The 21,709-nt window shown below is 60.0% G+C and carries 15 protein-coding genes and 1 tRNA gene; 7 read left to right on the forward strand and 9 right to left on the reverse strand.

The window, feature by feature from the left end:
* Positions 1-58: 58 nt before the first annotated feature.
* Positions 59-1,018 (reverse strand): Gfo/Idh/MocA family oxidoreductase, encoded by a 960-nt coding sequence (locus X727_RS161885; protein ID WP_023699712.1) that lies wholly within the window; start codon positions 1,016-1,018, stop codon positions 59-61.
* Positions 1,019-1,254: 236 nt separating this feature from the next.
* Here X727_RS161885 and X727_RS161880 point away from each other — a divergent pair.
* A tRNA-Met gene (locus X727_RS161880) sits at positions 1,255-1,331 on the forward strand.
* A gap of 311 nt (positions 1,332-1,642) precedes the next feature.
* On the opposite strand, the gene X727_RS161875 is transcribed toward X727_RS161880, so the two are convergent.
* The 3 genes from X727_RS161875 to X727_RS161865 all read right to left on the reverse strand — a co-directional run bounded on the left by X727_RS161875 (position 1,643) and on the right by X727_RS161865 (position 5,996).
* Positions 1,643-2,797 carry a GNAT family N-acetyltransferase gene (locus X727_RS161875; protein WP_023833539.1) on the reverse strand — a complete coding sequence of 385 codons (1,155 nt, stop codon included), beginning with the start codon at positions 2,795-2,797 and terminating at the stop codon, positions 1,643-1,645.
* Positions 2,794-3,786, reverse strand: coding sequence for a sterol desaturase family protein (locus X727_RS161870; RefSeq protein ID WP_023820700.1), 993 nt, complete (start codon positions 3,784-3,786; stop codon positions 2,794-2,796). The genes X727_RS161875 and X727_RS161870 overlap by 4 nt, the downstream gene beginning before the upstream one ends.
* A 203-nt stretch (positions 3,787-3,989) precedes the next feature.
* Positions 3,990-5,996: a heparinase II/III-family protein gene (locus tag X727_RS161865; RefSeq protein ID WP_023833540.1), complete on the reverse strand. Its 2,007-nt coding sequence runs from the start codon at positions 5,994-5,996 to the stop codon at positions 3,990-3,992.
* Between the two features lie 16 nt (positions 5,997-6,012).
* Here X727_RS161865 and X727_RS161860 point away from each other — a divergent pair, with 16 nt between their 5' ends.
* On the forward strand, positions 6,013-7,254 hold the full coding sequence (locus X727_RS161860) for a cellulase family glycosylhydrolase (protein WP_031203845.1): 1,242 nt from the start codon (positions 6,013-6,015) through the stop codon (positions 7,252-7,254).
* 223 nt (positions 7,255-7,477) lie between these two features.
* Positions 7,478-9,367, forward strand: coding sequence for an asparagine synthase (glutamine-hydrolyzing) (gene asnB / locus X727_RS161855; protein ID WP_023833542.1), 1,890 nt, complete (start codon positions 7,478-7,480; stop codon positions 9,365-9,367).
* 18 nt (positions 9,368-9,385) lie between these two features.
* On the opposite strand, the gene X727_RS161850 is transcribed toward asnB, so the two are convergent.
* Complete coding sequence (locus X727_RS161850) at positions 9,386-10,504, reverse strand: glycosyltransferase family 4 protein (RefSeq protein ID WP_023833543.1); 1,119 nt, start codon at positions 10,502-10,504, stop codon at positions 9,386-9,388.
* A gap of 167 nt (positions 10,505-10,671) precedes the next feature.
* Here X727_RS161850 and X727_RS161845 point away from each other — a divergent pair, with 167 nt between their 5' ends.
* Entirely contained in the window at positions 10,672-12,111 is a 1,440-nt protein-coding gene (locus tag X727_RS161845; protein ID WP_023828180.1) for a polysaccharide biosynthesis C-terminal domain-containing protein, read from the forward strand.
* A 40-nt stretch (positions 12,112-12,151) separates the two neighbouring features.
* On the opposite strand, the gene X727_RS161840 is transcribed toward X727_RS161845, so the two are convergent.
* The 3 genes from X727_RS161840 to wecB form a co-directional block, all read right to left on the reverse strand.
* Entirely contained in the window at positions 12,152-12,865 is a 714-nt protein-coding gene (locus tag X727_RS161840; protein WP_245274108.1) for a WecB/TagA/CpsF family glycosyltransferase, read from the reverse strand.
* Between the two features lie 86 nt (positions 12,866-12,951).
* Entirely contained in the window at positions 12,952-14,289 is a 1,338-nt protein-coding gene (gene wecC, locus X727_RS161835; protein ID WP_023833545.1) for a UDP-N-acetyl-D-mannosamine dehydrogenase, read from the reverse strand.
* Positions 14,282-15,436: a UDP-N-acetylglucosamine 2-epimerase (non-hydrolyzing) gene (gene wecB / locus X727_RS161830; RefSeq protein WP_023833546.1), complete on the reverse strand. Its 1,155-nt coding sequence runs from the start codon at positions 15,434-15,436 to the stop codon at positions 14,282-14,284. Before wecB ends, wecC begins: the two co-directional genes overlap by 8 nt.
* Before the next feature lie 609 nt (positions 15,437-16,045).
* Between wecB and X727_RS161825 the strand changes: the two genes are divergently transcribed.
* Positions 16,046-17,086, forward strand: a complete 1,041-nt coding sequence (locus X727_RS161825; protein ID WP_245274109.1) for a hypothetical protein — start codon at positions 16,046-16,048, stop codon at positions 17,084-17,086.
* Between the two features lie 42 nt (positions 17,087-17,128).
* Here X727_RS161825 and X727_RS26785 read toward each other — a convergent pair whose 3' ends face one another.
* Entirely contained in the window at positions 17,129-18,232 is a 1,104-nt protein-coding gene (locus tag X727_RS26785) for an acyltransferase (RefSeq protein ID WP_196814969.1), read from the reverse strand.
* 381 nt (positions 18,233-18,613) lie between these two features.
* Between X727_RS26785 and X727_RS161820 the strand changes: the two genes are divergently transcribed.
* Positions 18,614-19,876: a VpsF family polysaccharide biosynthesis protein gene (locus X727_RS161820; RefSeq protein WP_023833548.1), complete on the forward strand. Its 1,263-nt coding sequence runs from the start codon at positions 18,614-18,616 to the stop codon at positions 19,874-19,876.
* A 453-nt stretch (positions 19,877-20,329) separates the two neighbouring features.
* On the forward strand, positions 20,330-21,709 hold the full coding sequence (locus X727_RS161815) for a GumC family protein (RefSeq protein ID WP_245261702.1): 1,380 nt from the start codon (positions 20,330-20,332) through the stop codon (positions 21,707-21,709).

Genomic DNA, 21,709 nt, shown 5'->3' on the forward strand with positions numbered 1-21,709 from the left:
ACCCTCTCGGAGGCAGTTTGGTTTCGATCTGCCTTAAGAGCAGGGTTTCGAAACGGTCTCAGGACTTTGTGTGCGTGACTGTACCCGCCGTCAGGATGCGCAGCACCCTGATGGCTTCCTCGCCGCTGGTGCGCGGCTCGGCCCGCGTCTCGATACACTGGATGAAGTGCTCGAGCTCGCGCGTCAGCGGCATCCCCTGGCCGACCGCGACATAGGACGGCTCGTTGGTGGTGAAGGCCCACTGGCCGCTGTCCTGCCACACCGCGTGGCGGTAGACGGCCAGCTTGCGCTCCCATGGCTCGACATCGTCGAACACCGCCATTGCCTTGGTGCCGACCACGGTCAGCCGCCGCTCGCGATAGGGATTGAGCCGCGAGGTGAAGAGATGGCTGCGCAAGCCATTGGGAAAACGCATGTGCAGATGCGCGAAATCGCTGAGATTGTCGAGGAGTGCGGCCCCCTCGCCCCTGACGTCGATCGGCTCGGTGCCGGTGATGGCCAGGATCATCGACAGATCGTGCGGCGCCAGATCCCACAGTGCGTCGTTCTCGGTGTGGAATTTGCCGAGGCCGAGCCGGTGCGAGTGGATGTAGCGAACCTCGCCGAGCTCGCCATTGTCGATCAGCGCCTTCAGCGTCTCGAAGGCGGGATGGAAGCGCAAGACATGGCCGACCATGAACACGCGGCCATTGTCCCTGGCCGCCTGCACGGCGCGCTCGGCGTCGGGCACGGTCAACGCAATCGGCTTTTCCACCAGCACGTCCTTGCCGGCCTCAGCGGCGCGCACGGCAAGATCGGCATGGAACTGCGGCGGCAGCGCCATGACGATGGCGTCGATATCATCACGCACGAACAGCTGGTCGGGCTCGATCGCCAGGCAGTCCTGCTCGCTGGCAAAGCCTTCGGCCCGCGCCCGATTGGCATCGGAAACCGCATGCAGCGCGCCGAGCGCCTTGAGGGTGCGGATGTGGTTGCTGCCCCAGTATCCGCAACCGAGGACTGCAATGCGCGGCTTCATCAGCTTCAAACTCTAATTTCTTGGCCGAGACATAGCGGCGTGCCCCGTCGAACTCAACCCCGGTGGCTTACCGGAGATGCCAGCCCGGCAAAGCTTTTACCGGCGACAATATGCCGGCGCCCCTCGCGCATCGATGCTTGACAGGCTCGCCCTCCCAACCTTATATCCGCGCGACCTTGGCGAACGCCTCGAAATGCCTTTCGATTTAAGGCGGATTTCGGGCCTTTCGCCGCCCTGGCGGGGTAGCTCAGTTGGTTAGAGCACGGGAATCATAATCCTGGGGTCGGGGGTTCAAGTCCCTCTCCCGCTACCAGCCTACCTAAGCTGTTGAAATCACAGTAAAACGCGGACCTATGGTAGGCGCCCTGTCCGAAAAAATCTTCAATGATTTTCAGGACCTAGCCTGCTACCGTTGTGACCCCAACGAACGTGTTGCGACGCTTCGCAGACGACAAACTGCGCCTTGAGAGACGTGATTTGCGAGAATTGGCTGAAGCCTCCACCTGCGGACCACATTCGGTCCCGATTCCGAGGCGCAATAGACGCGGATTTTCGAATGGCGCGCCCATGTCGCACGCCAAGCCCTCAACGCTCGGCGGCTTATGCCCGAGTTATCCAGCTAAATTAAGCAGTCTCATCGGGCGGGCGCTCTGGATTCGCCGACGCCAATCCGCGTGTGCGTACGCGGATCGTCTGACAGATACGATCAGCGAGAGAAGCGAGCGCGCCCTGCACAGTGCGTGCCCCAAGAACCGATTGGAGGGTAACGGCCTGTGTTGCAAACCTATGTTTGAAGGCCTCTCCGCCACAGAGGAAATCGACCAATCCCAAGCCGTGATCAAACGACCACTGTATATACTCCGTAATCAGGACCGCACCCGGCGACGCTCGGCTAAAATCAGGGTCGTAGGTGGTAACGAATGCCATCATGACGTTGTGCTGGACGATGTTGATGGAAACCGCGACCATCGCACCATTGCATTCAAGTACGAAAATGCGCAGCACACCTGCGCGTGACAGCGCGTCCACCAGGGCGGCAAGAACCGGCTCGCCCTCTTCGAAAAGGTCGGATTCACGCGTGTGCTTTTCCAGCCATCTGCGCTTCAGCGCCGACAGTCGCTCCAGCAATGGCTGCAGCGGCTCGTCGGCCGACAGGAGGCGGAATTTCGCTTCGCCTGTTTCCTCCAGTATCTTGATGCCGCGCCGATAGTTCTGGCGCATCTTTTTCGGCTGGTCCGCCAGCCACGCTGCTCCGCTGGCCCACTGTCCAGCGACGCGATAACTGACTTCCTCCCGGTGATTGGCGCGAAGCTTGACGCCGCTGGAAGAGCCCGGTGTAAAAATCCTGCGGGCTCCCGCATCCGGCGACAGACGATTGATAAAAGCAAGATCGAAGCCACCCGCCGAACAGATCCGGTTCCAGAGGTTCTGGAGGGCCGATAGGGAGCATTCCGGCGCGACAAGAATATCACCATAGTCCGTATAGCTATTGGCGGCCCATTCGAGGAGCCGAAGTCCTTTTCGTCTGCCGATCGCCAGGGGAATGACAGCGACCAGCCTGTCATCGCTCCATACCAGGCCGATCCGCAGCGAGCGCCGGTCGCGGTCACGCACGGTGCTCCACCATGCCGAAACCCAGGCATGGCTCTGAAAGATCAGTGCATGGGTACGATGCCATAGGTCTACCCATTCGGCTTCGATGGCGGCCAGGCGATCCGTCGAACTGACGATTTCCAGTCGCTCCGCACCAACAGCGTCAATCGAAGCCATTTTGTTCATGGTTGGAGACGGTCCTGCGGCTGCGCGACATCGATGCGCTTTTGAAAAAGTCGCATGATATGGTTTGCCATTTTCTTGAGCGGCAGCACGTAAAGTCCGAAAAGCGACTGATAGTCGCGTACGTCGCGATCTATCAGTCCAAACTTGAGGTCTTCGTCCGGATCCGGGATGAACTGCGTTCCGAATATGCGATCCCAGAATGAAAAAAGCAGCCCGAAATTCTTGTCGTAGTGGCGAGGGTCGACACTGTGATGCACCTGGTGCCAGTGCGGACACAAGATGACGCCGTTCAACCGGCCGAAGGAAATCTTCAGATGCGTGTGGCGAACAAAGTCCATCATGAGAATGTTGCGAATGACATAGACGTTGATGCCAAATATGGCGATCTCGACCGGATTAAGCGCAATCAGGCTCCACAAGCCGAAACTGATCCCCGGTATGACGCCGTCCCAGATCCGGTTCATCAGATCGTCCAGGGGGTGAACCCGGTCCTTGGTGATCCCAACCATCACTTCGGCCGAATGATGCACCTTGTGCAATTCCCACAGGAACGGAAAACGGTGCTGGGCAACGTGATATAGGTAGTAGGAGATATCGTAAGCAACGAGCATGGTTGCGGTGAAGAGGATGATCGTCACTGGGCCGGCGGGGCCGGGTATCAGCGGTTGCGAGATGCTGAAGAGCCAGCCGACTGCCTGGTTTGTTGCATATCCCGTGGCGGCAACGAAGGTGACACCGGCGGGAATGAGCAGGAAGGGCATCACCAGCCTTTTCGTGATCCAGAACAATGCGTCCGCTCGCGCCGATGGGTGCATGATGACTTCCGCGGGAAAGGCGAAGTCGAAAAAGTCCCGGAAGGATTTCTGTTCGACCGTTCGCCAGTAGGCGACCACCGCGCTCCCCAGCGCCGTGAGCAACAGGAGACCGAGTGTCAGCAGATTGATGTGTGAGAGTTTTTCCACGATCACTCTGGCGAATTCCGAAAACATCGATGCAGTGGCTCCTAGGTGGTGAAATGGCGATCCGGCTCGTCGCGAAGCACATATTGCCAGGCCCATCATATGCTGCCCGCAACTGTGTATCGGGATGCGACTGGCAGAACAATCATGGCCAAATTAGCAGATCAACGGTGTCAAAACCGCTAAATATCTGAACGTAATTAATGTCGAACGCTGCGCCTGCAACCTGCCCGTTATCGGGTCTGCGGCGGACTTGGCGCGAGCCGGATGACTACTCCCTTTTCGCCTACTTGGCCACGCCATGCGAGGCGTTCGGCTGGCTGCCTTGCACCAAAACGCGGCGAAACCCAGCCGCCCTGGCCCGGTGTGTCGCCGCCGGAACGGATGTGGATCGCTGCGTCTGGAAAGTGGATAGTCATCAAAGGTTCAGCGCCGCGCAATATCGTGACAATGTTTCCATCCCTGTTGGCGTGGAGGTCGGCGGCGAGTTGGAAGACGATCTCAGCGACGCGGCTGCCGCCGAGCAGTTGGTCGGTCACGAGGATGCCGTCGCCATCGCGTGTCACGGCGCGTTGATGCACAACGCCGAAGCGGCCTTTGTACCCGTCATGTCGGGCACACAGCCTCCAGTGCGGCCCCGGCTCGCTCTCCACCAATGTCGCAACCGCCTTGTGCGACCAGTTGAACGCCCCGGAGATGATGCTTTGGCTTTTACCCTCTAGGTTCAGCGTGTTGTGCGCCGGCGTCGAGCGGAACCAGTCGCGCCAGCCTCCCCCCGAACCATAGAGCCATGTGCCGGGGTCGACCAGCACCGGATCGCCGTCAATGCACAGGGTGAGCGACAGCGCGTCGGCATGACCGTGCGCCGCTATCGAAAGGTAGCCCAGCGGGCCGTGGTCGTATGTCAGATGGACGTTGCGACCATTCATCTCGCCGCGCCAGACGGAGAGCCCGCCTTGCGTGAACGTATGCAATCCATTCGGCACCGGCGCCGGCCGCGGTGGCGCGCCGAAGAAAAGCGCACGAAAATCGCCAGGCTCCGGTGCGCTGCCCGGCATCCGTAGAAAACCACGGATGGCGGCCGCGACCGATCCGACATAATCGGTTTCGCCCCCCAGCGTGATCACGCGGCCTTCATCATTGTCGCCGAAGCCGCTGGTTTTCGGCGGGAGCCAGCCTGCGAAATTGGCGAAAGCGGCCAAACGCGCTTCGACGGGCTGGGGAAAAGGCAGTCCGGCCTGGCGCGCCGCCGCAGCGCACAGCAGGAAAAGTTCGGCACTGAAGGCGGCGTAGGTCGGGGTCTGCTCGGCCCCGGCGCCATCGGCCAGGATCTGTTTGAGCACCTCAGCCAGGAGCGACTCGCGAGCCACCTCGGCCCCGAAAGCCAGACCGATCAGATATTCGCCAGCCAGTTCCGCGACGAGATGGTTGTTGGCGGACGAAAAACGGGAGGGAAACCGCGGCAGCCAATAGGCGCTTGCCGCCAGTATTTCACCGACTTTTTCTCGCGTCGCCGCGCCAAGCCGGTCGCCGACGAGGTCGAGCGTGACAATCAGGCTGATGGCTCGTAGCGCGACCTCGATGCCGGAGGCCCAGCCAACGCCCCGAAATGGTGGGTTGGCGAAATGCCAGCTCTCGATCGCCGCCTCGATGGCCGCACGGGATTGATCATCGCCGGTGAGAAGCAGATGGGCAGCCAGTGGCGGCAGTTGCTGCAGCCGGTTGATTTCCCAAACATATTTTACATCGCCACGGCCGGTGGCATGGCGAAAATCGATATCGAAAGTATGGGTCTTGGAGCCCGGCCAAAGCCGGCCGGTCACCGGATCAAGGCGCCAGAGCTCGGGTGGAAAGAGAGTATAGGGGTCTCGCTGTGGCCAGGTCTGCCCAAGTGCTGAAAACTGGCCTCGAAGAGTGTTTTGCGCAGCCGCCTCGATAGCTTGCCGCTGGGCTGGTGTCGCAGCGGCCGGCACAGCATTCCGCAATCCGTGCAGCACCGGGTGCAACTGCGGCGACGCATAGCGCTGCCAGCCGTTGTCGCGGCGGCGCGAAACGGTCCTCCGGCGCTGCTCGTCCAACCGATGCAATATCTCGGCCAACTCCATGCTGCGCAATCGGTTGAAATACCACCCGACCCTCATCCGCGCTCCGCCAAGATTTTGATCCTCATACACCATCCCGTCGAAAAAGCGTGTGGCGGCATCCTCTTTTCCGTTCCCGCGGTTAATATCTTCGGCCATGACGCGGAGTTTTGCGATGAGAAAAGTTGTCTACGTCATAGCGTGCGCGCTTGGCATGGCTATGTCAGCCGAGGCGGCGCCGATCCCGCTTGAGCGCGGCGTCGGCGTCCATGAATGGCTCAACTGGTCGCCGGTGGAGAAAGATGGTTCCTACAAATGGCCGCCCTATCGCAGCGAGAAGGAATGGCTTGCGGGCGGCAGGCCGCTCACCGATTGGCCGGACGGCGACCAGTTTGATCGCATTCGATCCATGGGCTTCGACTTTGTCCGGCTGAGTGTCGACCCTGGCCCTCTGCTTGCCAGCGAGGGCGCCAAACGACAACAGGCGCTGGACATGCTTGCCGCTGCGGTGCAGCGGGTCGTTTCAAGCGGGCTCAAGGTGGTTTTCGATCTGCATGGCGTCAGCCAGGTTCCGGCTTACAGCATGGAAATGATCTATGGCGGGGCCGACAGCGAGGGTGTTGCCCGCTATCGCAAAATGGTAGTGGCGGTGGCTGCCATGCTGATCAAAATTGGCGCCGACAAGGTCGCCCTCGAGCCCTATAACGAGCCCGCCTACTACCCTTGCGATTCAAGCGGCAGCGATGACTGGCAGCGGATCATGGCAGGCACGGTTCGCGATATTCGCGCCGTCAACAGCGAACTCACCATCGTCGCGACCGGCGCCTGCGGCGGGAGCATCGCCGGACTGGTCAACCTGGACCCCAACTTCGACGACCCCAACGTCTATTACAGCTTCCACATGTATGATCCGCACAGCTTCACGCACCAGCGGGCCGATGACAAGAACGCTTTCTCCTCCGGCCTTCCCTGGCCTGCCGACGCCAGCACGCCCGAAGTGGTCGCCGAAACCCTCAAGGCGCAGATGGACGCCGCCGGCTTGAGCCAGATCGAAGAGGTGATGAACATGGCCTCGGCGCGTGAAACGATCGCCCGATACTTTGAGCAGAATTGGGGGCAGAGCCAGCTCGAAGCGGGTTTCCGTCAGGCGGTCGACTGGGCTGAAGCCCATGGCATAGCGAGCCGACGCCTGTTCGTGGGCGAATTCGGCGTTATCCTGATGTCTGCGGATGGCCGCATGGGAGCTTTCGATGCTGATCGCCTGCGCTATCTCATGGCAGTGCGCAGAGAGGCGGAACGTTTCGCGATGCCGTGGTCGGCCTGGGAATTCTCCAATCCTTACGGAATGAGTGTTATCCAACCCAAGGGGCCTGCGATCCCGGACCGGGAGATGTTGCGGGCACTAGGCCTGCGATAACTCGTCATCGGGTCAGGATCGGTTCGAGCGGTCTGCCTGGTTGCTGGCGATCAATCGCGTGGAAACCCAAGGACTGTCGTCTCCAGTTGCAGCCGAGAGGGCCTGATCGAACCAAATCAGGCTCAGTTTTAAAATCACTCCACCGAGCAGCTATTTAATATATTCGCTGTAGATTGGTGTCCTCGATCATACGCAAACAAGGGAAAGAGGGCCAAGGGAAAGAATGTGCGGAATTGCCGGCTGGATTGGGCGCAGGGTCGAGAAGCCACAAGATCGGGCCGCCGGGATGTCGAATGCCTTGCAGCATCGTGGTCCCGATGCGGAAGGCATCGAACTCCTGGACCTGAACACAGGCGAGGACCAGTTGGCATTGGTGCATCGCCGCCTGGCGATTATTGACTTAAACGCCGATTCAAATCAGCCGATGCAGACCGAGGACGGACGGCTCCGGATTATTTTCAACGGCGAAATATACAACTACATCGAGCTGCGTGAGGAGTTGATCGGTCTCGGCCACCGTTTTCGCACACGCTCCGACACGGAAGTGCTGCTCAGGGCTTATGACCAGTGGCGCCTGGCCATGTTCGACCGATTGAGCGGGATGTTCGCTTTTGCGCTGTGGGACGCTCAACGGCGCGAATTGATCCTCGCTCGCGACCCCTTTGGAAAAAAACCCCTTTACCTCATGCAAGGCAGAAATTTGCTGTCGTTTGCCTCGGAGATCAGCGCGTTGTTGTCTGCGCAGCCAGATGGCCAGCAGCTCGATCTGGATGGAGTGCGCGAGTATCTGACCTGGCGTTACGTGCCTGGACCGCGGACGCTTTTCAAACAGATCCGCAAGCTCAACCCGGGAAGCTACGCTGTGTGGTCGCAAGGGGAAGTAACGGAAACGCGCTATTATGCGCCCCCGGATCAGACCGATCTGACAGCGGATATCGATCCAGGAACCGCCAAGCGACGATTTCTGGAATTGCTCGACCGTTCTGTCGAGATCAGGATGCGCAGTGATGCGCCGTTTGGCGCCTTTCTATCCGGGGGGCTCGACTCGTCGGCAATCGTTGCCCTGATGACCAGGCACAGCGACAACCCGATTCGTACGTTTTCGGTCGGTTTCAGCGAACAGGCTTACAGCGAGCTTCCATTCGCCCGGCGCGTCGCCGATCATTTCAAGACCGATCATTGCGAAATCGTCATCCAGGCGGATGACCTGATGAATCATCTGCCTAAGATGGTCCGCCATCGGGGGGCACCTGTTTCACAAAGTACGGACATTCCAATTTGCCTGATGTCGGTTCGAGCCTCGCGGGACGTCAAGATGGTGCTTACGGGCGAAGGGGCGGACGAGATTCTCGGCGGCTACCCCAAACATCGCGCAGAGTCTCTGGCGGGTGTCTACCGGTCACTTGTTCCAGCGTCGCTTCACAACAATCTCCTCGCCCCTTTGATGCGCGCATTGCCCGGCGCATCGGCCAAGTTCGACATATTTGCCCGAAGCGCGGGTGAACGGGACTTTGCAACCCGGATGATCTCCTGGTTTGGAGCCATGACGGCGCGGGAACGCGATTCGCTCCTCGGTGGGTTGGCCACTCGCGGCCATGACCGCAACGATTTCCCGTTCTCTTCGAGTGTGACGGAATCCCATCTGCGCCGTGTGTTGTTTTTTGATCAGACATCGTGGTTGCCCGACAACCTCTTGGAACGGGGCGACCGGATGATGATGGCCGGTTCAATCGAGGGGCGAATGCCATTCCTTGATCGCGATCTGGTTTCCTTCGTCAGCCAGCTGCCCGATCGTTACAGGCTCGGTCTCCTGGGCAGCAAACAGATCCTGCGCGACTGCATGGCCGGCATGGTTCCCGACGAGGCCCTCAACCGGCCAAAGATCGGCTTCAAGGTGCCCGTCGCCGAATGGTTCCGCGGGTCGATGAGCGATTATGTACGAGACCATCTGTGTTCGTCCCATTCGGTCATCCGTAGCTATTTGAGCGCCAAGAAGCTGGACCAGATTGTCACGGAGCACGCCGAGCGCGCCGCGGACCACGAAAAACTGATATGGGCGCTTTTGAACCTGGAGATATTCCACCGCGAATTCGCGCTTGGCCCGCCGCAGTGACGACAATGAAGGACAGCGTCAGCGCTTGACCGATCGCGCCTCGGACGCGACCGATCTCCAGACATCGCAGATCGCGTCGACAAACGGTGCAAGCTCAAGCCTTTCCCGGTGCACCGCCATGGCGGCGGCGCCAAGCCGCGCGCGCAGCGCCGTATCCTCGACCAGCCGAGTTAACGCCTCGGTCAACGCCGCCACATCGCCGGGCGGCACCAACAGACCGGATTGTTCGTGGGTGATGATGTCCTCGACCGCGCCAACCGGGGTGGCCACGACAGCCAGGCCGGCCGCCATGCCTTCGATCACCGACATTGGCAGATTTTCGGCGAACGAGGGGAGCACCAGAATATCGGCCGAAGCGATCAGTGATGCGACCTCGTCAGGTCCCACCCAGCCCGGAAAAGCAATACGGTCGGCAATCCCTAGAGCGACCGACCTCGCTCGTGCCGGCTCGACCTCACCATCGCCGGCGATCGTGGCACGCCAACCCCTGAGATGTTTCATCCGCTCCAGCGCCTCGCCCAACTGCGGCACGCCCTTTCGCTCGCCGATGCGGCCGAGGAACAGGATGTGCACGTGATCGCCTCCGCCGACATGCGCCAGGGAAGGAACTGCCGTGGCGTTGGGAACGATGACAATATTGCCGCCGTTCGCCGGTGCCCGGCTGGCGACGAAATCGCGCCAAAGCCCGCCCAGGACAATCACCCGGCCGGCATGCTCGAACAGAGCCCTGATACGGCGGCTCATGAAACTATGATCATCTTTCCAGAATGTCTGATACTGCGCCCCATGCAGATGAAGGACATATGGTATCGACAACAGCCTGGCGCAGGCGGCGATCATCATCTTGCGATAGGTGCTGCCGGAGACCGATATATTGATGTGAATGACGTCGGCGCGTCTGTCGAGGCGGGCCCCAAGCATCCGCGCGCAAAAACCAAGCATGTAGAAGATCGAAAGCCCGACATGTCCCGGGCCACGGCTGGAAAGAAAGCGCAGATCGATGTCGGCGATCTCTTGCCGTTCGAACTCCTGCTTCAGCGCCCCCATGATCCGGTCGATGCCGCCTTGTCCCGAAACGCCCGAGGGCGTTGCGACCAGGACATGTATTTTTCTATTGTGGGCGAGACGCTGCAACATGACACCATTTGGATTGCGGATGCCGGGTGACCGTAAAGCAAAGATTCCAAAAAAGGTTTACGACAAATCTTTTGGTTCAAACTGTATCCGTTCACCCTTTGCCGTCATCATGCTGGAATACCCGTCGGTCAACGGTTAATCGACGGCAAATTTTCCGGGACAACCCTTTGCTGCTCCGTTCCACACTCATCTATGGCCCAGCTATTCTGCTGACGCGGGTTTCCGCTCTGCTCCTGCTGGTCGTCATGACGCGGTTGATCGACCAGACCGAGTATGGCCTGCTGACCCTGGTGGTCACCGTGGGCGAAATGACGGATGTTGCCGTTACCAACTGGCTGCGCATTGCCTTGCTGCGGCTTGGTGGAAAAGGCGACGTCAGCCGTGGCAGCCTGATGCTTGCCGGACAGGTATTGCTTGCCACCACGGTGCTGGCCCTGATCATATCCGTGATCGCCTCGGCGGTGATCGTGCCGGAGCGCTGGATCGAATTTGCAATCGCCGTCTGCAGCTATCTGATTGCCGGCTCCATCAGCCGGTTCGCGTTGACGGTGCTGCAAATGCAGCAGCGTCATTCCCTCTATTCGATGCTTGAATATCTGCGCGGCCTGCTGCAACTGGCCTTGCCGATCGCCGCCATCCTTATCTTCCAACGCTCGTTTCTGACGGTATCGCTCGGCTCGAGCCTCGCCGTGCTGATTGCCGGCATCGTGGCGTGCGTGGTGGCATCCGGGCGCGTTATTGGCGGCCCGCCGCGCTTCACCCACAAGGAGTTTTTTGCCCTCGGCGTGCCCCTCGTCATCATGGCGCTGGTCGGTTTCGGTCTCAACAGCGCTGAACGCGTCTTCCTCAAGTTCTACTACGATGCCGGCGCGGTGGCTGTCTTCGCAGCCGCCTACGCATTGGCTCGGCAGCCGATCGATATGGTCGCCAACGCAATCAACATGGGCGCATTTCCAGAAGTGGTCAGCCGCTTCGACGACGAGGGATCCGAGGCGTCCGGGCGGTTGTTGTCGCAACTCATGGCCTTGATGATACGCCTTTGCCTGCCGGTCGCAGCAATGCTTATCGCGCTCAGCGGCGACATCACGCGACTCCTGCTGCCCGCGGAATATCATGGTCGCTTCGGCCTGCTGTTCCCGATCATCGCCTTCAGCGTCCTTTGTGCCAATCTCACAAGCTTCGTTTATGGCGTCGTGGTGCACGCACATAAGCGGCCGTGGTTGCTGATCATCGCCAATTCCTTCGGCTCGGTGGCAACGATTTCACTGTCTTTTCTGTTGATTCCCACCATGGCGGAGGTTGGCGCGGCTTTGGCGTTGGCGGGCGGATCGCTGGCAGGTCTTGCAGCCTGCATCGTCATCGCCGAGAGGCTCACGCCGGTGCCGGTTCCCTGGCGCGACATCGCTGTCTCGGCCATCATTTCTATCTGCACCGGACTGGCCGCCAGCCTTGCCAGCACTGCGCTGGGCAATATGCCGGCGATCTTTCCGCTCGCGGCGGGCGGCGTCGCCGGCGCTGCGGCTTTCCTGGGACTGACCTGGTTGTTTCACCCCGCGGCCGTGACGCAGTTCATCGGCAAGCTAAGGGCACGGCTCCGGATCGCATAAATCCCGCGCTATGAGGCATGCTTGTCTGAAAGTCGCGAGCCTACGGATTGACGTTTCGGCGTCCCCGGCGAGACCAGAACTCACGCCACAGCAGCAGTGCATAGGCGGTGTTGGTATCGTAGTAGCGGCGCCACAAGCGTCGCGGCTCCTGCGCCACGCGAAACAGCCACTCCAGGCCCGCCGCCTGAACCAGTCTCGGTGCCCGGGCGACCTTTCCACCATAGACGTCGAAGCTGCCGCCCACGCCCATGACGAAACTCGGAGCGAGTACGTCGCGATAGCGCTTGAGAAAGCGCTCCTTGCTCGGCGTCGGCATCGCCACAAACAGACAGTCGGCACCTGAAGCGTTGATGGCCTCGACGATCGCGGCCTCTTCCTCCGCCTTGAAATACCCATTGCGCCGGCCGGCAATGGCCAGGCTCGGATGATCTCTGGCAAGTCGGCTTTCAACTGCGTCGAGAATGTGCTGTTCAGCGCCCAGAAGGTAGGGGCGATAGCCACGCTTGGCGCACAGCGCCAGCAGGTTGATCATGACGTCGACGCCGGTCACACGCTCGGGCAACTCGACGCCACAGAGCCGCGCGCCCCAAAGCACGCCTTTGCCATCGACATTGACCATATCCGCCCCGACGACATCCTCGCGCAGTTCAGCATTCTTGCGCATGTTCACAAGCTTGGCGACGTTCACGACAACATGATGAAGCGGCCGCCGCGTCGCCATCGCCTCGTCTGCGATGGCCAGCGTCTCGGCCATGGTCAGCGCATGGATGGTCGCACCGAGAAACTCGCGGCGGCGTGATGCCAATAGAGAGTGTTGCGCCCATGCCGGGTCATGCGAGTTCATGCCGCTTCTCCGGTACGAGCGAGAGACTGCGAGCGTTCCATTTCGGATTTCTTGCCTTCGATGCGGGCGTCGGGCTTGCGCGCCTTGCGCCAGGTCCACAGGCCCCGTGTGTCGACGAGCTTCTTGTCCTTGAGCGCTTCGGGATCGATCAGATTGAATTGTCGATGGTCGACCAGCAGGACGACGATATCGGATTGGTCAATAGCGGAAAGTGCATCGGTGAACATCACGCCGCTGCCCTCGAGCTCGTGTGGCAACTGACGCGCATTGGGCTCGGCAGCGACGATCTTGATATTGGGAATCTTGGATAGAAGCTTAACAACCTCGACAGCCGGGCTCTCGCGCATATCGTCGATATTGGGTTTGAAGCTGAGGCCAAGACAGGCGATCGTCTGCTTGCGGGTCGGGTCGAGCAATGCCTCGATGTCCCTGACCACCGACAAGGGTCGCTCGGAATTGATGCGCCGCGCCGAACTGATCAGCCGCGTATTGTTCGGTGCGGCGTCGATGATAAAATACGGATCGATCGCAATGCAGTGGCCGCCCACGCCCGGGCTCGGCTGCAGGATGTTCACGCGAGGATGCCGGTTGGCGAGATCGATTACCTCCCAGACATTGAGCGACAGATCCTGGCACACCGCCGCAAGCTCATTGGCGAAGGCGATATTGACATCGCGGAACGCATTTTCGGTCAGCTTAACCAGTTCCGCACTTTCGGCCTGGGTTATGAACAGGTCGCCGGCGACGAAGCTTGAATAGAGTGCCGCTGTCCGCTCCGAAGACTTTCGGGACAGTCCGCCGATCGAGCGATCATTGTTGATCAGCTCGGTCAGCACCTTTCCCGGCAGCACGCGCTCGGGAGAGTAGGCGACCAGGACGTCAGCTTCCTCGCCATGCGCGACGGGAAATTTGAGATCGGGTCGCAGTTCCGCGAGCAGCGCTGTCATGACGCGCGTCGTGCCGACCGGCGATGTTGATTCCAGCACCACCAGGTCGTCTCGTTTTAGCACCGGAGCGATGCTTCGCGCTGCCGCAAGCACGTAGCTGACATCCGGCTTGCGATCCGCGGTGATCGGAGTTGGAACGGCGATAATATAGGCATCGGCCGGCTGAGGCGTGCTGAATGCCTTGAGCTTGCCATTGGCGACAACTTTCTGGATCAAACCATCCAGGTCCGGTTCGATGATGTGAATTTCGCCGCGGTTGACCTTCGCGACCACCGCCTCGTTGACATCGACACCGATTACATCGAGTCCGCGGCTTGCAAAAATGGCGCAGGTCGGCAGGCCGATATAGCCCATGCCGATAACGGAAACGGTTTTGATTTCAGCCATGATTCAGCAATTCCTCAACGATCCGGCTCGCAGCTTGGCCATCGCCGTATGGGTTGTGCCTCTCCGCCATGCCGCGATAGACGCTCTCATCATCGAGCAGGCTATTGGCATTGGCCAGAATTTTTTCGATATCGGTGCCGACCAGCCGGGCAGTACCAGCGGCGATCCCTTCGGGTCGCTCCGTGTTTTCCCGCATCACCAGCACCGGCTTGCCGAGTGAAGGCGCCTCTTCCTGCACGCCGCCGCTGTCGGTCAACACCAGGTAGCTCTGTTTCTGCAGGTACAGGAACGGCAAGTAGTCCTGCGGGTCGATCAGGTGGATGTTCGGCACCGTCCCGATTTCGGCCTCGACCACGGAGCGCACATTCGGGTTGGGATGGACCGGGTAGATGATCTGCACATCCCTGCGCGCCGACAATGCCTTCAGCGCGGTGCAGATTCTCTGGATGCCGCCATCGAAATTCTCACGGCGATGACCGGTGACGAGTATCATTTTCTTGGTCGGATCGATGAAGGGGAAACGAGCGGCGAGCTTGGCGTTCATCAACTTGTCGGCATCGATCTCGCTGGAGAAATGCAGCAGCGTGTCGATCACGGTATTGCCGGTTACGAAGATGGTGTTCGCAGCCTTTCCTTCGGCGATGAGATTGTCGCGCGCCTCGGTGGTCGGCGCAAAATGCCAGGTGGCGATGTTGCCGGCAATCTTGCGGTTCAGTTCCTCCGGAAAGGGAGAGTTGATGTTGTGGCTGCGCAATCCCGCCTCGATATGGGCAACCGGAATGTGCTTGTAGAAGGCAGCTAGAGCCGCGGTCATCGCGGTGGTTGTGTCGCCCTGGACGGCGACGATGTCCGGCTTCGCCTTCTCCAGCACCCCCGCCATTCCGAGGAGCACGCGCGAGGTCACGTCGAACAACGTCTGACCTGGCTGCATGATGTTGAGATCGTAGTGCACCGGCAGGCCCGTCAGTTCAATGACCTGATCGACCATCTCGCGATGCTGGCCCGTCACACATATTTCCGTGGTAAAGCCCGGATGGGCAAGCGCGGCGCGCGCCACCGGAAAACATTTGAGCGCCTCCGGCCTCGTGCCGAACACGATCAGCAGTTTTCGCCTTGAGGGCAATTTCGGATGTGAAACGGCGTTCATGGTTGACCCTGGTCACCGAAAGCGTGGGCGCCCGGCTGATATGTGCTTACAGCCTAACAATAGCGCCCTGAACCGCCTTCGTATTCAAAAAAATTAACGTATGATTAACGCTAGAGTCCGCAGCCCCCCTTGGGCAACCCTTGCCAGGAACAGTGGGGAAAGATACCAAAGCAAAGCCATTTTTTGCTTTAACGAGAATAACTTGGGTTGACTAATATTTTAATCATCGGCCACGCCGTCGCATCCCGGCGCTGGGAAAATGAGCTTTTTAAGCGGTTGGATGCGGCAGGTTATGTGGTCTCGAGTTGCAACGCGCCGGCGGCGGCGCCAACCGCTCGGGGGCTGGACACTGTCTTGGCGATCGAGAGCCGGCGTTTCGGTCCCTCGCTGGCGGGCCGGTCCGAGCCGCTGCCGCCCATCGATCGCGGCCCTCCGGACCTCGTCATAGATCTCACTGCCAGCGCAACGGGGCAAGGCGCGCCAGTCCTGAGGCTCGAATTTTGCGGCCGCAACAGCTTTCCAGCCGGCGTTGCCGCAATGTTGGCGAGCGGACAATTGCCTGAACTTGGCGCTCGCCTCGATGGCGTTGTCGTGGCCCAGGCTAGACCGATGCTGGCAGACAGGCTCTGGCTATCTCGAAGCTGCAACGACCTGCTCGCCGGCGCCATGTCGCTGATCATGCAAACCGTCGCCCGCTTCTTTGCGGGCAAGCTTGTGCCGGTAAGCGACAACCCGGTGCCGATCCTGAAGAACGACAGTTTTGTTCGACACTATGTGCCCCTTTTCGGCAGGGCTTTGATCGATCGCGCCGTGCAAAAAATCAGGCGGGGACGACGCCCCTTCTATTGGCAGGTTGCCTATCGGGTGATCGACGGACCAGGCATCGCCGAAACCGGGCAACTCGACGGCAAACCGTTCACAGTCCTGCCGGACGATGGCCAACGCTTCTATGCCGACCCGTTCGTCTTCGAGACCGACCGCCGCCATCATCTGTTTGTCGAGGAATTCCCCTACGCGACGAGTCGCGGCGTGATTTCCGTCGCCGAGCTCGGTGACGATGGCACTTTCGGTGTTCCAAGGGTTGTATTGGAGGAAGCGCACCACCTGTCGTATCCGCAGGTGTTCGCACACGATGGCGAGATTTTCATGATCCCCGAAAGTGGTTCGGCTCGCGAACTTGTGCTCTATCGCGCCGCGCAGTTTCCCGACCGCTGGGTCCGCGACACGGTGCTGATGACGGACAGGGATTTCAACGACGCGACGCTGCTCGAATCCGACGGTCGCTTCTGGCTGGTTGGAACGGAGCGGTTCGGCTACGGCAGCGCGTCGGACACGATGGCGGTCTATTGCGCGCCCTCGCTGCGCGGGCCATGGGTCGCCCATCCGCTCAATCCCATTGCCGTCGATCATTCGGCCACCCGGCCGGGCGGCGCCTTTATCCGCCACGACGATGCCCTGGTGCTGCCGGTGCAGAACGGATCGAGGGCCTATGGCGGTGGTCTGGGGCTGATGCGGCTTGAGCGACTCGACGCGTCCGATGTCCGTTTTGCCTCGCCCCGGCCGATCGGCGCGGGTCCGGCATGGGCACGCACGGGCATTCATACGCTTAACCGCGCCGGCAATGTCGAGGTCGTGGACAGCGCGGGCTGACTGAAGCGCTGAAAGCCGTGAGCGTCCCGTTGCGTGGCCTGCTTATTTGTTCTCCGTGGCAATATGAGGAAGCGGTGTGTTTCTCGTCTTCCTTCTGCCGTTCAGGGTCTGAAGAATCGGCTTCTCGATCATCTCGTAAATCACCAGACTGACGAGGCAGGCTGCCACGATGCTGACCACCGACACCAACAATACCGTTGTCGGATGCTCGTATCCGACGGTGCGTCTGGCCAGGTACGCCACAGCGCCGATCACGAAGATATGCGACAGATAAAGCGCGTAGGAAGCGTCGCCCAACTGCTCGAGAAGGCTCCAGTGCTTGAGTTTCGGCTCCAGAATGAGGCTGAGATGAAGCAGGCCCGCCGCCCACATTGCTTGTCCCGCGAAGCTGATCTGACCCAAGAGCGGCGTACCGTCATCGACGAATGAAAGCACCACGCCTGCAGCGGTCATTACGCCGAATATCCAGGCATGGCGTATGTCGGAAGTGAAATCACCGTCCAAATAGCGCCGCCCTATCCACATGCCGATTACGAATGCCACCGGAGAAGGGTTGAGATAGAACTGGATAACAGGGTTGGTGGGAGCCAGCCACAGCCCGGCTATCCACATCGCAATGAAAAAGACCGTCAGCACAAATACGCGCGAGGTCACGGACAGGAATGCGAACACCGCAAAAGCGATATAGAAAAATACCTCGTAATTGAGCGTCCAGCCGAGTGAGAGGATTGGACTGGCGCTATCCCGTCCAGGCGCTTCGTGAACAATGAAGAGGAGCGACTGAAGATAGTGGGGCCATGTAAAGACGGTCTTCTGGAAGAGACTTGGCGCGAGCGCCGCCAGAACCGCGGCGAGGCTGGTGAAAAGCCAGTAAACGGGGATGATCCGGATTGCTCGGCGTTTCAGGAAGGTGGCAGCGGAAAACGGACCATCTCCCGTAATATGGACCATTATGAAACCGCTGATGACAAAGAACAGAACGACGCCCAGGCGGCCCGCCGTCACGATAATCAGATTGTCCACGCCAACCTGATAGGAAAAGGCGTGTGCGAACAGAACCAGCAAGGCGGCGCAGGCGCGAAGATACTGAATCGAATAGAATTTCTTCACCTTGATCTCCTGCGCTTTGCCGGCGCCTGATGCCATTGTGCCGTCCACAGGCAGCGCGTCGGGCGCCGTGCAAAGCATCGCCATCAATACGACCGGCCAATTAAGTGTGAGTTACCGACTTCATGGATAGCGTAAATCCGGCTGCCGATGCATGTCGCGCAACAAGTGCATTGCGTGCATTCGTTCCCTCTCGGCGCACTTTGGTGAGATTTCAATGAGCGGTGTCCGGCTTTTCGACAAAGCTGACATGTGGCGGCCCATGCCGGGCATCGCCACTGTTAAGATCGGGTTATCCATATTCCTTTACGTTCGTGCAGGAAAATGTACCCGGGGGTGCGTTCGTCCCCTGCCATCTCAATCGCAAGCCGCAACGCTGGTCAGATAATCGTGAGTGTCACCCCTACAGAGCAACAGTTCGTGACCGCGCAGGCCAGCCGCCAAGACGCCCTCACACTCCTGTTCTTTCTCCTCGCGGCCTTCGCTTTCCTGCTCCGCTCGACCATCTCTCCGCAATTGATGAATATGGTGATGTCCTATTCGACGGAGGGGGGGTCGTTTCCCGAAAAGCTGCATATCGGGACCTATGCGATCTTTCTGCTGCTTGTCGTCATCGCCACGACCCGGCCAATTCGGCTCGAAGGCGATGAAGTCAGGCTGTTCAAGGCGACATTGTTATATTCGCTGCTGCTGTTGTGGCTGGTGCCTTATCTCTTCGTGATAGGCCGTGCCGGCTCGGCCGGCTTCATAATCGATTCCTATCTGGTCTCTTGTGCCGCGGCGATGATCATGCTTGCCCTGGGTGACCATGTGCGCAGGGCGCTTGGCAATGTCATCGTCGGCATGATCGTCCTCAGCGCCATCATCGGAACGATCGAGGCCGTCACCCAGCATCGATTCCTGCCCTATCCCCTCGTTGAGCTGGACTTTCGGCCGATCGGACTGTCGGCCCATCCGCTGGCGCTGGGCGCGCTTTGCACCACCGCCATAGGTTTCGTTGCATTGACGCGGTGGCGTATCTGGGTGTGTGCGCTTTGCATCTTCATTCTCTTCATCGGCACGGCCGCTTCGGGCGCGCGCACCGCCCTGCTGCTCGCTTGCGGCGAGATCCTGTTCCTGCTCGTGTTCCTGCCTTGGCCGGACTTGTCACCCAGACATCAACGCCAGGCCAAACTCCTGGTGCTGATGCTGACGCTGGCCGGTGGCGCCATAATGATTGCGATACTCTTTTCGGCGGGGCTGCTGAACCGCTTCAGCAACACGCTCTTTGATCAAAATTACGACGCGCGCGTCAAGATCTACGATGTATTCAAGTTTGTTGAATGGAGGGACATCCTGCTTGGCATGAATCCCAACGAGTTGTTGAAGATCGTCAACGAAAAGCTCAACCTCCCCTTCATCGAAAGCACGCCGGTCGTTCTTACGCTTTTGTTCGGCCTGCCGATCGCCCTGCTCTTCGCCTTTTCTTTCTTCCGGTTCCTTTTCAAGCTCCTGCGCAATACGCCACGGGCCGCCCATATCGCAGCGGCCGCGTCCATTCTCGCGGCATTGTCAAACAATGCCCTTTCTTCGAAGGCGCCGGATATCATGCTGCTCGTCATCTTGTTGCTCGCTTATCGAAAGCCGGATGGGCGCCAAACCGGCACGCCCCTTCAAGGCCAACCAGCATCAACATCGACATGACGCCAAAGCCCGTTCCTTGTGGGTGCTCTCGCGACGACCTCTTGTATTTCCATTTGAAACGCCTGCACGCTTTGCCAGGCTACGACGGGCGTGGCAGAATACCGACGAAGGGTGGATAGATCGCTGTTCCGGAACGCGCCTGACACGCCTGGAAAATGAAATGTTAACGATGTTTCCGTAAAGCAGGCTGTGCGTATTGAACATTAAAGGGTTAGCATGATGTCCGCCGCTTCCGGTCCTCCTCCAACCGCGGCCGCCGCCGGCATTAGCCCCTATGAACGGATCGAAAATGCGCGGCGCGCCAGCAGGCCAAAGCCGCAACAAACCGCGCCGATCATGGCACATGCGGCGGCACCCGCTGTAACGTCGGCCCCTGTAACGTCGGCCCCTGTAACGTCGGCCCCTGTGTCGCCTGCACCCGTGGCGCCGCCTGTAGCCGAGCCCGTCACGACGGTGACGCTCAACAAGATCGGAACCTTTCTCGAACTCGATTTCGGGCGTCTGTTTGTCTGGCTGCGCGCCGGCCTTGCTCTGGTATGCCTGCTGGCAATCGCCGGCGGGATCATCGGCGGTGCCTACGCTCTGCTGAGCAAGCAGCGCTACACCGTGACCACGGACATCCTCATCAATCCCGCCAATCTTCAGGTTGTTCCGAACGATCTTTACCCGCAATCGGCCCAGGTCGATGGACAGCTGCTCAGCGCGCGCAGCAAAGAGCGCATCTTGACCTCGGGCAGCGTGCTTTCACGTGTTGTAGACGATCTTGACCTGGCCAGTGACCCTGAGTTCTTCGACGCGGACCGAAGCCGCACAGGGACGGACGGCGCCAAACCCGATCCAAAGCTTACCGCCCTGAAGAACCTCGCGGAACGGGTTAGCAGCATCGCGGATGAAAAGTCGTTTGTCACGACCTTGATGGTATCGGCGGAAACCCCCGCTAAGGCGATCCTGATTTCGCAGGATATCGTCAAGACTTTCCAGGAAGAGCTGGCCAGCGCCGAGGCTTCCGGCGCCAGCCGTGCCGCGGCCGCGCTGGACGGGCGGCTGGGCCAGCTCAAGAGCGATGTGCAGGCGGCCGAAGAGAAGGTCGAGGCCTATAGGCGCAGCCACAATCTGGCCACCAGCAATGGGCAGCTTGTTTCCTCGCAAACCATGACCCAGCTCAACGGCCAGATCGTGGAGACGCAATCGCGCGTCATCGCCGCGCAGGCAAGTTACGACGCCCTGCTTGCCGCCGGCGCAAACGGCACCAATTCCGGTCCCGCCACGTCGGAGGCGCTTGTGGCGCTGCGCGCAACGGCCAACGGCCTGCGCCAGCAGATCGATTCGCAGTCGATGACCTTTGGCCCCCGTCATCCGTCGATCGTCAGGCTGAAGACGGAGTACAACACGGTCAGCGCGCAACTCAGCGCCGAATACGCGCGCACCCTGCGCCTGGCGAAGGTCAATCTCGATGCCGCCAAAACCTCGTCGGCCTCCCTCAATGCCAAGATGAATGACTTGAAGGGCAACGTGTTCTCGGATAGCGATTCCGAGGTCGCCTTGCGTGAGCTTGAACGTGACGCCGCGTCGAAGACGGCTATCTATGAGAGCTTCCTGTCGCGGGCACGCCAGATAACCGAGCGCGAACAGATCGACAGCACCAATGTGCAGGTGATTTCCACCGCAGTGCCGCCAAAGGGCCGTTCATGGCCCCCGCGCACGGTCGTGATGATCGGCCTGGGGGCCATTGGCGGCATGATCCTTGGCATGTTGCTCGCCATTACCCTGGGTATCGTGCGCGACATGCGTCTTCCGCCGAACCGCCCGGACGTCATTGCCAGCCGCGCCTGA

The sequence above is a fragment of the Mesorhizobium sp. L103C105A0 genome, assembly GCF_000502215.1.
Lineage (GTDB): Bacteria > Pseudomonadota > Alphaproteobacteria > Rhizobiales > Rhizobiaceae > Mesorhizobium.

Coding starts and splice junctions, on each gene's coding strand:
- X727_RS161885 (WP_023699712.1), bottom strand. CDS start 1,018: ATGAAGCCGCGCATTGCAGTCCTCGGTTGCGGATACTGGGGCAGCAAC.
- X727_RS161875 (WP_023833539.1), bottom strand. CDS start 2,797: ATGAACAAAATGGCTTCGATTGACGCTGTTGGTGCGGAGCGACTGGAA.
- X727_RS161870 (WP_023820700.1), bottom strand. CDS start 3,786: ATGTTTTCGGAATTCGCCAGAGTGATCGTGGAAAAACTCTCACACATC.
- X727_RS161865 (WP_023833540.1), bottom strand. CDS start 5,996: ATGGCCGAAGATATTAACCGCGGGAACGGAAAAGAGGATGCCGCCACA.
- X727_RS161860 (WP_031203845.1), top strand. CDS start 6,013: ATGAGAAAAGTTGTCTACGTCATAGCGTGCGCGCTTGGCATGGCTATG.
- asnB (WP_023833542.1), top strand. CDS start 7,478: ATGTGCGGAATTGCCGGCTGGATTGGGCGCAGGGTCGAGAAGCCACAA.
- X727_RS161850 (WP_023833543.1), bottom strand. CDS start 10,504: ATGTTGCAGCGTCTCGCCCACAATAGAAAAATACATGTCCTGGTCGCA.
- X727_RS161840 (WP_245274108.1), bottom strand. CDS start 12,865: ATGGCCGAGACGCTGGCCATCGCAGACGAGGCGATGGCGACGCGGCGG.
- wecC (WP_023833545.1), bottom strand. CDS start 14,289: ATGGCTGAAATCAAAACCGTTTCCGTTATCGGCATGGGCTATATCGGC.
- wecB (WP_023833546.1), bottom strand. CDS start 15,436: ATGAACGCCGTTTCACATCCGAAATTGCCCTCAAGGCGAAAACTGCTG.
- X727_RS161825 (WP_245274109.1), top strand. CDS start 16,046: ATGCTGGCAGACAGGCTCTGGCTATCTCGAAGCTGCAACGACCTGCTC.
- X727_RS26785 (WP_196814969.1), bottom strand. CDS start 18,232: ATGGCATCAGGCGCCGGCAAAGCGCAGGAGATCAAGGTGAAGAAATTC.